Source organism: Pseudomonas brassicacearum, from assembly GCF_009601685.2.
Classification (GTDB): domain Bacteria; phylum Pseudomonadota; class Gammaproteobacteria; order Pseudomonadales; family Pseudomonadaceae; genus Aquipseudomonas; species Aquipseudomonas kilonensis_B.
In genome coordinates this window covers 2559938-2571990 of sequence record NZ_CP045701.2, presented here as the reverse complement: position 1 = coordinate 2571990, position 12053 = coordinate 2559938, and the positions used below count along the sequence as shown (strand labels likewise).

General features: G+C 62.9%; 10 protein-coding genes. 2 read left to right on the top strand and 8 right to left on the bottom strand.

Annotation, left to right across the window (positions count from 1 at the left end):
* Positions 1 to 4: 4 nt before the first annotated feature.
* From GFU70_RS11320 to GFU70_RS11305, 4 genes are read right to left on the bottom strand one after another with little or no spacing between them, the layout of a single operon-like run.
* Positions 5 to 1045, bottom strand: coding sequence for a VPS10 domain-containing protein (locus tag GFU70_RS11320; protein WP_058546790.1), 1041 nt, complete (start codon positions 1043 to 1045; stop codon positions 5 to 7).
* A 12-nt stretch (positions 1046 to 1057) separates the two neighbouring features.
* Positions 1058 to 1852 carry an SDR family NAD(P)-dependent oxidoreductase gene (locus GFU70_RS11315; protein WP_058546789.1) on the bottom strand — a complete coding sequence of 265 codons (795 nt, stop codon included), beginning with the start codon at positions 1850 to 1852 and terminating at the stop codon, positions 1058 to 1060.
* 26 nt (positions 1853 to 1878) lie between these two features.
* Positions 1879 to 3369, bottom strand: a complete 1491-nt coding sequence (locus tag GFU70_RS11310) for an aldehyde dehydrogenase family protein (protein WP_058546788.1) — start codon at positions 3367 to 3369, stop codon at positions 1879 to 1881.
* Positions 3370 to 3379: 10 nt separating this feature from the next.
* Positions 3380 to 4921, bottom strand: a complete 1542-nt coding sequence (locus tag GFU70_RS11305; RefSeq protein WP_116642491.1) for an acetolactate synthase large subunit — start codon at positions 4919 to 4921, stop codon at positions 3380 to 3382.
* Here GFU70_RS11305 and GFU70_RS11300 point away from each other — a divergent pair.
* Together GFU70_RS11300 and GFU70_RS11295 are read left to right on the top strand one after the other, a co-directional pair.
* Positions 4821 to 5201, top strand: coding sequence for a hypothetical protein (locus tag GFU70_RS11300; RefSeq protein WP_193034323.1), 381 nt, complete (start codon positions 4821 to 4823; stop codon positions 5199 to 5201). The two genes, GFU70_RS11305 and GFU70_RS11300, sit on opposite strands and share 101 nt — an antisense overlap.
* Complete coding sequence (locus GFU70_RS11295) at positions 5198 to 5932, top strand: IclR family transcriptional regulator (protein WP_058546786.1); 735 nt, start codon at positions 5198 to 5200, stop codon at positions 5930 to 5932. The genes GFU70_RS11300 and GFU70_RS11295 overlap by 4 nt, the downstream gene beginning before the upstream one ends.
* A gap of 180 nt (positions 5933 to 6112) precedes the next feature.
* Here the strand turns inward: GFU70_RS11295 and GFU70_RS11290 are convergent, their stop codons facing one another.
* From GFU70_RS11290 to GFU70_RS11275, 4 genes are all read right to left on the bottom strand, one after another.
* Positions 6113 to 7438, bottom strand: coding sequence for a hypothetical protein (locus GFU70_RS11290; protein WP_116642492.1), 1326 nt, complete (start codon positions 7436 to 7438; stop codon positions 6113 to 6115).
* 81 nt (positions 7439 to 7519) lie between these two features.
* Entirely contained in the window at positions 7520 to 8869 is a 1350-nt protein-coding gene (locus GFU70_RS11285) for an aminotransferase class III-fold pyridoxal phosphate-dependent enzyme (RefSeq protein WP_058546784.1), read from the bottom strand.
* Positions 8870 to 8880: 11 nt separating this feature from the next.
* Positions 8881 to 10302 (bottom strand): aldehyde dehydrogenase family protein, encoded by a 1422-nt coding sequence (locus tag GFU70_RS11280; protein ID WP_116642493.1) that lies wholly within the window; start codon positions 10300 to 10302, stop codon positions 8881 to 8883.
* An 83-nt stretch (positions 10303 to 10385) separates the two neighbouring features.
* Positions 10386 to 11834, bottom strand: coding sequence for an APC family permease (locus GFU70_RS11275; protein ID WP_058546782.1), 1449 nt, complete (start codon positions 11832 to 11834; stop codon positions 10386 to 10388).
* Positions 11835 to 12053 lie beyond the last annotated feature (219 nt).

Below are 12053 nucleotides of genomic sequence, written 5' to 3'. Positions count from 1 at the left end.
TCCCTCAGTTCTTCTTGATGATGGATTGATGCCCGGACTTGATTTGCGCCACGGCAGGCGTCCAGAGCACATCAGCGATTTCACTGAATTCACGCCACTGCTTCTGCCAGCCGTCACCGCCGTTCTCGGAGGTGAACAGATGCCCGTACTTGGTGCCGGCGACGATCTGGCGAGGGTCGGCAGGGTTCAAGGCAATCGCCCAGACACAAGAGTTGGGCTGTTGCGGCAGTGGCAGCACCTCCCAACTGAGGGCGGCATCCCGTGAGACCAGCACCTTGCTGGTCGTGCCAGGGGTGCCGTCGGAAATGCTCAGGTAGAGCGTATCCTCGCTGCCCAGCGGTGCATTCATGGCGCGCACGTAGTACAGGCCGAAGGTTTCCCGCGCGACGATGCCGGTCCAGGTCTGCCCCTCGTCGAGGCTGCGATAAACGGCGTTGACGCACACCACCACGATGATTTTTTGCCCGTGGTTGGGCAGGACCACGATGTTGTGCACATCCGAGTTGAAGTCCCACAGCAGGCGGTCATCGACACGGGTCCAGCTATCGCCACCGTCACGGCTGTGGAACAACCCGCCCTCTTCCAGGCCGAACCAGAGCTGGTTGCGATCGGTCGGGTCGTAGGCGAAGGCCAGCAAGCGTGGACGACTGACGCCTTCGCAAAACTCCGGGATCTCCACCGGGGCACGTTCCCAGTTCTGGCCGCCATCGAGGGTGCGCCACAACACCGCGCGCGACGGCGCACCGGTGCCGACGAAAATGCGCTGCGCGTCCTGGGGATCCACGGCCACCTTCCAGACGGTCTGGCCGTTGAACGGCGAGTCCATCCGCTGCCAATGGCCGCCGGTATCACGGCTGATGCACAGGCCGACATCGGTGCCGGCATAGATCACCTCAGGCGTCCCCGGATGCAAGCTCAGGGAGCGGGTGATCGCGTCGAATTCCAGGTCCTGGCCCAGGCCCAGGCGATGCCAGGTACGGCCATCGTCGGCGCTGCGGATGACCGCCTGCCCTACGGTGGCGACCAAAAGGGTTCCGTTACTCATCACTGCTGCTCCTCAAATGAAGATGCCGCGGGTCAAGCCGCCGTCGATGCCGATGGATTCCCCGGTCACCGCACCGGCCTTGGGGGATGCGAGGAAGCCGATCAACCAGCCCATTTCAATCGGCGCCAGGGTGCGTCGGATCGGCGTTGCGTCGATGTAGCCCTGCTCCACCTGCTCGGGCGTCTTGCCCTGCTTGATCCCTTCGCGCTCGTACAGCTCCTGGATGTGCGGGGTGTCCACGACGCCGGGGTGGATCAGATTGACCGTGATGCCGGCTGGGCCCAGTTGGTCGGAAAGCGTCTTGGTCATGTGGGCGATGGCCAGGTTGCGCATGCCCGAGAGGACCTTGCTGCCACGCCCGGTCAGGCCACCGATATTGATGATGCGACCGAAGCCGCCGGCTTTCATGTGCGGAGTCACGGCCTTGGCGCAACGGAAATAACCGATCACCTTGGTGTTGAGGTCCGAGAGCAATTCGTCGTCGCCGGCATGTTCGATGTCGTTGCGCACCACACCGGACGGTGCCGCGGCGCCGTTGACCAGGATGTCGATGCGGCCAAAGTGCTTGTGGGCTGCCTCGACCATGTCGGACACCGCCGACATCTGGTTGGTGTCACAGAACAGCGGCAGCACCTCGTTGCCGGTCTGCGCGCTGATTTCCTCGGCGGCTTGCTGGAGGTATTCCATGCGCCGTGCGCAGATCACCACCTTGCAGCCTTCCTGGGACAGAAAGCGCGCGACTTCCTTGCCGATGCCCATGCCACCGCCGGTGACGATCGCCACGCGGCCTTGTAATTCCAGATCCATAGCAGTTCCTCTTGTGATTGTTCGGCTCAGGCGAGATCGACGAAGACACTTTTGGTTTCGGTGTAGGCATCGATCACGTTCTTGCTCATTTCCCGGCCCCAGCCGGATTGCTTGTAGCCGCCAAATGGCGAAGCCGGGTCGACGACGTTCCAGCAGTTGATCCACACCGAGCCGGCCTTCAACTGGGCGGCCACGCGATGGGCGGAACGCAAGTCGCGAGTCCAGAGCCCTGCGGCCAGGCCGTAAGGCGAGTCGTTGGCACGCAGCACCAGTTCATCGATCTCGGTCCAGCTCATGACGGTCAGCACCGGGCCAAAGATCTCTTCCCGGGCGACACAGGCGCGCTCGGCGCGGTCGAGGAACACGCTGGGGCGGATGAAATGACCACGCTCCAGATGGGTCGGCCGGTCGCCGCCGCAGATCAGCTCGGCGCCTTCTTCCTGGCCCCGTTGCAGGTAGCCACGCACCGTGCCCAATTGCCGGGCCGAGACCAGCGGACCCATGCTGCTGGCCGGATCCAGGCCCGGCCCCAACACATGGGCGGCCGCGTGGCGCTGGAGTTCTTCAAGCACCTGGTCGAGGACGCTGGCGTGCACATAGAGACGCGATCCGGCGGTGCAGACCTGCCCCTGGTTGTAGAAAATGCCGTCGGCGGCGCCTTTGGCGGCACGGACGATATCGGCGTCCGGCAGGATGATGTTGGGAGACTTGCCACCCAGCTCCAGCGAGACCTTCTTCATGTTGCCGGTGGCCGCCTGGGCGATCAGCCGCCCTACGTGGGTCGAACCGGTGAAGGCGATCTTGTCCACGTCCGGGTGCTGGGCCAGCGGTGCGCCGGTATGCACACCGAGGCCGGTGAGCAGGTTGACCACCCCAGCCGGGAAACCGGCGGCCTCGATCAACTGCACCAGGCGAATGGCAACCAGGGGCGTCTGCTCGGCGGGCTTGAGCACCGCGACGCAACCGGTCGCCAGCGCCGGACCAAGCTTCCACACGCACATGGTCAGCGGGAAGTTCCACGGCACGATCAAGGCACAGACGCCCACCGGCTCGCGCAACGTGTAGTTGAGCATCGGTGCGCCACTGGAGGGCGACACCGGCAGCGTGCTGCCTTCGATCTTGGTCGGCCAGCCCGCGAAATAACGAATGATATTCGCCGCACTGGCCGCTTCTCCCCGGGCCGCAGCGATTGGCTTGCCGTTTTCCAGGGTGATCAGTTGCGCCAGCTCTTCGCGATGCTGGTCGAGCAGTTCCGCCAGGCGAAACAGCAACAACCCGCGCTGGGCCGGTGACTGCTGCGCCCAGGGCCCGGTGAAGGCCGCGCGAGCGGCAGCGACGGCGGCATCCACGTCGCGTTCGCCGCCTTCGGCGACTTCCGCCAGGGTGTGCTCAGTGGCCGGGTTTTCCACGGCAAACCGGCGGCCGCTGGCAGCGTCCTGCCAGGTCCCGCCGATAAACAGGCGCCCGGGCTGCGACAGGAACTTCTCGACGGCAGGTAACAATTGAATCGGGTTCATATCCGCTCCTTCACAACGCCATTTCAATCAGGCAAGGACCGCCATCGGCCTTGGCGTTGGCCAGGGCGCGCTGCAACTCACCATTGGTGTGCACGGTGCTGGCCGGCAAGCCGTAGCCCTTGGCCAAGGCCTTCCAATCGATGCGTGGACGGTCCAGTACCGTCAGGCTCAGGGCCTCGGGACCCAACTCGGTCATGCCGAAGCGGCGCAGCTCGTTCTGCAAAATGGCGTAGCGATGGTTGGCCGCGATCAGGATCACCACCGGCAGTTGCTCACGGGCGATGCTCCACAAGGTCTGGATGGTGTACTGGGCACTGCCGTCCGATTGCAGGCAGAACACACGGTTGCCGCGCTCGGCCATGGCGGCGCCAAAACCCACCGGGATGCCCTGGCCGATGGCCCCACCGGTGTTGGTCAAGACCCGATGCCGTGCGGCATGGGCCGAGGCGGTGAAGAACGGATAGCCGCACGTCCCGCCTTCCACCGAAACGATGCAGTCGTCCGGCAGCGATGCAGCCAGTACCTGACCCACGGACTGCGGTGTCAACGTGGCTTCGCTTGGCGGCAGCTCGATACCGGTTGGCGTTGGCACATAAGCCGGCGCTTCAAGCGCATCGGCAAGCGCAGTGAGCGCGCCGGCAACGTCGTCCCCCACCTCCGCCAGACACAGCAGGCGTTCACGCTCCGCCAGCCGGGAGGCAATGCCTTCGTAGCCGAAGTAGCTGATGGGCTCGGGGACGCCGGCACACACCACCGCGTCGTACTGGTCAAGAATCTCAATGGCCACTTCGGGGAAGTAAGGCAGGCGATCAAGGTCAGGCAAACCACCGCCGCGATAGCTCAGGCGCGGAAAGGTTTCGGCGAACAAACGTACGCCCGGCAACTGAGCCAGACGCCCCGCCGCTTCGAGTCCGGCGACGGATAGGCCTTGGTCGCCAACGATAAACACCAGGCGCCGACCATCACGCAGGGCCTGGGCGACCGCCTCGACCCGGTCACCGGCAAAACGGCGGACCGGGGCCTGCAATGCCGTGAAGGCTTTCTCGTGCTGCACCGTATTGGCTTGCAGGTCCATCGGCAGAATCAGGCTCGCGATCTGCCCGTTGGCCTGCCAGGCGGCGCGCACCGCCTCCTGGAAATCTTCGCCGACACCCGATGCGGTGCGCGACGTGCGCACCCAACCGGAAACGCTCCCGGCCAGCGCCTGGATATCACTGGCCAGCGGCGGATCGTAATTGACGTGCCATGACGCGTGATCGCCGATGACGTTGACGATCGGAGTGTTGGCGCGACGTGCGTTGTGCAGGTTGGCAATGCCATTGGCAAAGCCTGGCCCCAGGTGAGTCAGGGTCATCGCCGGCTTGCCGGCAATCCGGCCGTAGCCGTCCGCAGCACCGGTGCACACCCCTTCGAACAAGGACAACACCGGCTTGAGGGCTGGCGCACTGGCCATGGCTGCCACCAAGGGAATTTCAGTCGTTCCGGGATTGGCGAAACAGTATTCGATACCGCTCGCCACCGCCGCCTTCACTATCAGTTGCGCACCATTCATTTCCAGCCCTCTTGATCGAGCGTTTGCAGTGGCTGAGATTTATCACACAGAAAAACCCTCCGCTCAAGTATTTTTTACACATAAAAGCTCTTATTTTGAGATTTATGCAAAATTACAGAGAGAATATAGCCTTCAATATGTTTGTTTTTCTCAAGCACTGGCGTATCGTGGCAACGCCCCGTTTGCCGAGCGAGCGGGCTTTCCATCACTGGCGCAGCTACCTATAGTGCTCATCCAAACGACCACCTACGCGCCATTCCCCCCTTTAGGAGCGAAATGAGCAGTCTGAGCAAAATGCTGAGTGTGCTGGACCTGTTCGGCCCGGCAACGCTGAAGATCGACCCCGACACCATCGCCGAGCGCATGGGCTTGTCACGGGCGACCGTGTACCGCTACGTCAAGGATTTGTGTGATGCAGGCCTGCTGGTCCGAGTGGATGCCGGCAGCTACGGCCTGGGGCCACGCATCATCGAGCTTGACTGGATGATGCGCCAATACGACCCGATCCTCGTGGCGGGCCGCGAGTTGATGCACCAGTTGTCCGAAGCCACCGGCCTGGCCGTGTTCGCCAGCGTTTTCTATGACGGCCACATCATCAACACCTACATTGCCGAACCCAATGACACCTACCAGTTCGCATTCGGTCGCGGCCAGCCGCTACCGTTTTTTCGCGGTGCGCAATCCAAGGTGCTGATCGCCTTCCAAAAGGGACGCCGCCTGCAACGCCTGTTCGAAGAACACCTGGCCAACGACCCTGACAATACCTACGACTGGGCAAGCTTCTCCAAAGCGGCGAAAAAGATCCGCAAGGACGGCTATTGCCTGACCCACGATGAACTCAACCAAGGGCTCACCGGTATCGCGGCGCCGATCATCAACCCTGGGCTCGACGAGGTGGTGGGCAGCCTTTCAGCCGTCGGCAGCACCGACAGCTTCAAACTGCTGCGCCAGGAAACCGTGATTGAAATGGTGATGGACACCACCCGGCGGATTGCCGAGCGGATGCGCTGAACCTGTGGGAGGAAGCTGGGCACTGTAGGAGCTGTCGAGCGAAGCGAGGCTGCGATCTTTTCGCCCCCCATTGAGCCTCAAGCGAAAGATCAAGATCAAAAGATCGCAGCCTTCGGCAGCTCCTACAGGTCCCGGCGGGATCAAGCTCCCTCGCCACAAGGTTTACCGAACACCCCTGCCTCAGAACGGCACGGCCACCGTCACCTGGCTGTAGACGTTGGTGCCATTGCCCGCCACTTGATTGCCCCCCGTCGTTGCATCCCGGTCCGGCTTGTAGAGGCCTATCAGCGGGGTAATGATCAAATGCTCGTTGACGGCCCACTCGGCATACACATCCAGCTCGCGGGCATCCAGGTTCAGGGCGTTGTCTTTACGCACGGTGTTGTAATCGAAGTACAACGCACCGAGGGTCAGGTTCTCCAACGGCGTGGCTGTCAGGCCGACATGATGAATGCCCGTGTTGCTGTTGAAGGGCCCGGCATAATTGCCCGCGACTTCGCCCTGGAACCAGGTGCCATAACCCGTGCTCTGCCCGGTGAACAGCGAGTCCCACTTCTGGGAATAGCGGCTGTAGCGGTACGTCAGCTTCGGGGCCCAGGCGAGATCGGCGAAGGTGTAGCCGGCCTCGGCGTACCAGGCGTTCTGCGGGCCGGCGTCCTTGTCCTGCCAGGCGTATTCGAATGCCAGGCTGGCGTTCTCGATGCCCGCGTCGCCTTCGCCACGAATGCTGTAGACGTCCATGCCCTTGCGCTGGCGCTGAAAATCGCTGGCCCAGCGGTCACTCACATCAAGGCCGTGGATCCAGGTCAAGCCCAATGTCCCGGCCTTGGTGGTGTAGTCCAGCGTGCCGGCAGCCAGTTCGGTTTCGGCCTGGGCGCGGTTATCGGACTTGAGCCACACCACACCGCCATGCAGCCCATCCTGCCCGCCCAGACGCAATACGGCGGTTTGATCGAACGCGTGCCGGGCAGCCAGGTAATAGGCGCCCCCTCGATTCAAGCGACCATCGGCAGGCCCTTTGCCCAGGTTCGGCCCGTCATCGTTGATAAGGAAGCCCCTGCCCAGCTTGACCACCTGGCGGCCGCCGGAGATATCGACACCGTCCTGCCCCAGCACCGGAAACAGATCGGCGGAGCGCCAGCCCAGGTAAGCGTCTTCGATCTTCGTCGTGCGCTCGCTGCCCAGCGAATTGCCGGCCGCGTCGCCATCGCCCCAGGTGGCGGAACTGACCAGGCTGAACGCCCCGTAGACGGTGCCATGGCCGGCCAGGCCCTGGTCGCCGCTGACGCCATACTTGATGAAGCCTTCGCGCCAGGTTGAACCACCTGGCCTGCCGTCGTAGTTCTTGCGGCTGTTGAAATGGCCGAACACCGCCAGCATGTCGGCGTTGAAATGAGTGTCGTCATCGGCATACAACTCATAGGCCTGGACCTGACTCGCGGCGCAGAGCGCCAGCGTACAGGCAAGGCCACTGCCGAAAAATTCCATACGCGATAGGTTCCGCATGGCTGAAGCTCCTTGTGGTGCGCCTTTGAAGGCTGTCTTTATATTCAGGAGCCGGCGCAGCACGCTGCGCCGGCTTACAGGCTAGCGGCAGTCGGCGAGCGCACTGTCCAACGCGCCGACCATCAGGGCGGCCTCGTCAGAGGTGAGGGTCAGCGGTGGCGACATCACGATTTTGTTGCCTATCGGGCGCATCAGTACGCCGGCCCGGCGCGCCTGCTCGGCGATGCGCGAGGCCAGGCCCGTAGCAGGGTCAAGCGGCTCGCGCGTGGCCTTGTCCGCCACCAGGTCCACGGCGATCATCAAGCCCTTGCCGCGCACTTCGCCCACCACTGCATAACGTTCGGTCAGCGGTTGCAGTTGCTCCAGCAACTGGGCACCGACCTTCCCGGCGTTGCCCGGCAAATCCTCGGCCTCGACGATGTCCAGCACCGCCAGGGCCGCCGCGCAGGCAGTCGGATGCCCGCTGTAGGTGTAGCCGTGCATGATTACGTTGCTGAAACCCGGGCCGTTCTCGATGGCATCGACCATGCGCTGGTTGAAGACCGTGGCGCCCATGGGGATGTAACCGGCGGTGATGCCCTTGGCCAGGCACAGTACGTCAGGGGCGACACCCCAGCCACGACTGCCGAGCATGCAGCCGGTGCGGCCGAAACCCGTCACCACTTCATCGGCGATCAACAGGATGCCGTGGCGGTCGCAGACTTCGCGCAGCCCCTTCCAGTAGTACGCCGGCGGCACGATCACGCCGCCGGCGCCTTGCACCGGTTCGGCGATCAGCGCGGCAATGGTCTGCGGGCCGAGCAGTGCGATCTGGTCTTCCAACTGACGAATGCAGTGAGCGGTCAGTTCTTCCGGATCGCGGCAGTCCCAGGGGTTGCGGTACAGCCACGGCGTGTCGAGCAGATGACAGCCAGCCAGCAGCGGCCCGTGGTTGTAGTGATACACGCCGTTGCCGCCCACCGAGGTGCCGCCCACGTGCACGCCATGGTAGCCATTGCGCAATGACAGAAAGCGCGTGCGCCCTGGCTCGCCGCTGGCGATCCAGTATTGGCGGGCCATTTTCAGGGCCGTCTCGACCGCATCCGAACCGCCGGAACTGAACAACACCCGAGTCATGTTTTCCTGGGCGAACATCGACGTCAGCCGCTCGGCCAGGTCGAACACCCGCGGATGGGCGATGCCGTCGAAGGTCTGGTAATAAGCCAGTTCATCCAGCTGCGCGGCAATGGCCGCCTTCACTGAAGCCCGGTTATGGCCCACGTTCACGTTCCACAAGCCGCCGACACCATCGAGCATGCGGTGGCCTTCGATATCGGTGATGTAGTTACCGTCGCCACGGGCGATGATCAACGTCTTGGAGCGGTTCGCCGGCGCCGAAGAACTCATCGGGTGCCAGAATTTTTTTGGTGCTGTCTTGTAGTGCTCGTACATGGTTGCATTCCTCACTCTGTTTCACGCTTGCGTACGTACAGCAGTTGCTGGCCGGTGAACTCCAGCAACCCTTCAAGGCCGAACTCGACGCCGAACCCGGACATCTTGCTGCCGCCAAACGGCGTATTCGGCTGGATCTGCGCATGGCAGTTGACCCAGGCCATGCCACATTCCAGGCGACTGGCCAGGGCCTGTGCCTGCTCGCTGTCGCGTCCCCAGACCGATCCACCCAGGCCCATGTCGCCAGCATTGGCGCGACGCAGGACATCCTCGACATCCTGGTAGGCAATCAGCGGCAAAACCGGCCCGAACTGCTCCTCATCCACCAGGCGCTGCCCATCGGTCACATCGGCGACCAGCGTGGGTGGATAGAAAAAGCCCGGGCGGTCCAGACGAGCACCGCCGCACAACACACGCGCCCCCTGGGCACGGGCATCCGCCACCAGTTCCTCCACCAGCGCCAGCTGTTCGAGGTTCTGCACCGGGCCAAACGTGACCCCGGGCGCCAGGCCGTCACCTACCACCTGACGCCTGGCGATCTGGGTCAGGGCCTCGGCAAAGGCCTCGTACTGGGATTGGTGGATGTACAAGCGCTTGAGGGCGGCGCAGGTCTGCCCCATGTTCAGGAATGCGGCCTGGAAAATATCTTCGGCGACCGCCTCGACCGAGGTGCCTGGCAGTACGATGGCGGCATCGTTACCGCCCAGCTCCAGGGTCAGGCGCTTGAGGTTGCCGGCGGCGCCGCGCATCACGCTTTGGCCGGTGGCGGTGGAGCCGGTGAAGACTATCTTTTGGATACCGGCATGGGAGGTGATCGCACTGCCGAACCCTTGCTCACCGGTCACGCTATTGATCACGCCCCGAGGCACGTGGCGAGCGATGACTTCCACCAGGCGCAGGGTGCTCAAGGGGGTCAGGCTTGACGGTTTGCTGATCACGCAATTGCCGGCCCGCAAGGCCGGCATGATGTGCCAGACGGCGATCATCAACGGCCAATTCCAGGGCGTGATCGACGCGACCACGCCCAACGGCTTGCGGTGCAGTTCAATACGCTGGGTCGGGGTTTCTTCCACCAACTCCACGGGAATCTGCTGCTCGGCGGCATAGCGCGTCCAGGCCACCGCGCCCATCACCTCGCAGAACGCCAATTCCAGCGGCTTGCCCTGTTCCAGGACAATGAGCCGGGCCAACGCCTCGGCTTCCTGTTCGAGATCGGCAGCGATGCTCAGCAGGCGCTGGCGGCGATCTTCGTGGGTGCTGTGTCGCCATTCGACAAAGGCCGACTGCGCCGCTTCGACGGCCAGGTCCAGCTGGGCCAGGGAACCGGCCGCGCATCGAGCGAACACCGTACCGGTCGCCGGATTGAGCACATCAAAGTGCCCGTTCTCACCGTCGACCCGAGCCCCATTGATGAGCATTTGATAATCGTGCATAGAACCTTCCTTTCACGCGCTGACGAACCGTCCCGAACGACAGCGGACTTGTTTCTGGGTGGATTGACGTTGTGCGTGATGCCTTAGAGCTTGTGGCTTCCCAGCGCCATGAACCGCTCGGGCGAGGCCTTGCGCAATCGAACAGCGAGGAACACGCCGACGATCAGCGCGACGGGAATCACAGCGCAGAGGCCATAGGACAAGAGCTGGCTGGCGCCCGTCAGCACGTCGAAATGAATCACCGCAAGAGCCAGGACCACCAGCAATGCCAGGCACGAAAAGCCCGGAAGAATCCGACCGCGCCAGAACCCCACCTTCAGCTCCGGATGAGCTCGAAAATAGACAAACACCGCCGCTGAGGTCAGCGCCATGAGCAGGATCACGCACAGCGTGGCCAGGTTGGAAAACCAGGCGAACAGCTGAAGGATCGGATCGGCGTCCAGCGCGGCGAAGATCAACACCACCACCGCCGCGATCAGACTTTGCAGGACCGAGCCCATGTGCGGACTCTGGTGCACGCGATGGGTGGTGCCCAACCGGCTGTGCAGCAAACCATCACGGCCGATGGCATAGAAGTAACGGGCCGCGGCATTGTGGAACGCCAGCAGTCCGGCGTAGATGCTGACCATGAACAGCACACGGATGATCTGGGTCAGGTGCGGGCCGACAAAATGATCGGACATACCGTAGATGAATGTGGTCGGATCTTGCAGCGCCTGCAGGGCCGGCACGATCTTGTCCGCCCCGACGCCAATCACCATCGCCCAGACCGACAGGGCATAGAAACCACCGATCAACAGCACCGAACTGTAGGTGGCAATGGGAATCGTACGATGCGGATTCCTCGCCTCTTCGCCGTAGATGGTCGTGGCCTCGAAGCCGATGAACGCCGCGAAGCAGAACAGCAAGCCGATCGATGGCGTACCGCTGAATACATGGCTGGGCTCGAACGAAGCGAAATTGATGCCGCTGTCGCCACCGGTTTTAAGGATGGCGAAATCCAGTGTCAGGATCGCCAGATATTCGGCAATGACCACCACCGACAGCACTCGGGCCGATAGATCGATCTTGCGATAGCCAAGAATCGCGATGCTCGCCATCGCCAGGAGCGAATACGCCCACCACGGCAAGTCCAGGCCAAAGACGCTGGCCATCGTGCCGCTGACCACCCCGCCGAACATGCCGTACAGGCCGACCTGGAGAATGTTGTAGGCAAACATCGCCAACACCCCCGCCGCACCGCCGGCCAGGCCACCCAGGCCGCGGGAGGTGAAGGCATAAAAACCACCGGCGTTGGTCATGTGGCGGGACATGGCCGTGTAGCCCGCCGAAAACGCCAGTAACACCAGCAAGGCCAGGAGCAGCAATGCCGGTGTACCAGCGCCGTTGCCCAGCATGATGCCAATGGGGAAACCGCCGGCGATGACGCTCAAGGGACTCGCCGCCGAAATCACAAAGAAGATGATGAAACCGACACCCAAGGCGCCGCGCTTCAACTCCGTCGAGCTGCTGATCGGGAAAGATACACTCATTATTCTTGACCTTAGTATGAGGCAGTGTTGCTGGATCGCAGACGCCAGCTTCGCCGACTTCCCGATGCTTATTGTTCTGCTTGCACGCTGGATTCGATGCTAGGCCCTTGCCAAAACCCTTCGCTATCCCAAAACGGCAGCATCCCAAGCTGTGCCCCAAAACAGGTCAGCCCAATGCGGTAACGCTGACAAACCCGTGGCGAGGGATTACTCCCGCTG

Excerpts from the sequence above, each read along its gene's own strand:
- GFU70_RS11320 (WP_058546790.1), bottom strand. The coding sequence starts at position 1,045 with ATGAGTAACGGAACCCTTTTGGTCGCCACCGTAGGGCAGGCGGTCATC.
- GFU70_RS11295 (WP_058546786.1), top strand. The coding sequence starts at position 5,198 with ATGAGCAGTCTGAGCAAAATGCTGAGTGTGCTGGACCTGTTCGGCCCG.
- GFU70_RS11305 (WP_116642491.1), bottom strand. The coding sequence starts at position 4,921 with ATGAATGGTGCGCAACTGATAGTGAAGGCGGCGGTGGCGAGCGGTATC.
- GFU70_RS11315 (WP_058546789.1), bottom strand. The coding sequence starts at position 1,852 with ATGGATCTGGAATTACAAGGCCGCGTGGCGATCGTCACCGGCGGTGGC.
- GFU70_RS11290 (WP_116642492.1), bottom strand. The coding sequence starts at position 7,438 with ATGCGGAACCTATCGCGTATGGAATTTTTCGGCAGTGGCCTTGCCTGT.
- GFU70_RS11280 (WP_116642493.1), bottom strand. The coding sequence starts at position 10,302 with ATGCACGATTATCAAATGCTCATCAATGGGGCTCGGGTCGACGGTGAG.
- GFU70_RS11285 (WP_058546784.1), bottom strand. The coding sequence starts at position 8,869 with ATGTACGAGCACTACAAGACAGCACCAAAAAAATTCTGGCACCCGATG.
- GFU70_RS11310 (WP_058546788.1), bottom strand. The coding sequence starts at position 3,369 with ATGAACCCGATTCAATTGTTACCTGCCGTCGAGAAGTTCCTGTCGCAG.
- GFU70_RS11275 (WP_058546782.1), bottom strand. The coding sequence starts at position 11,834 with ATGAGTGTATCTTTCCCGATCAGCAGCTCGACGGAGTTGAAGCGCGGC.
- GFU70_RS11300 (WP_193034323.1), top strand. The coding sequence starts at position 4,821 with ATGGCTGCCACCAAGGGAATTTCAGTCGTTCCGGGATTGGCGAAACAG.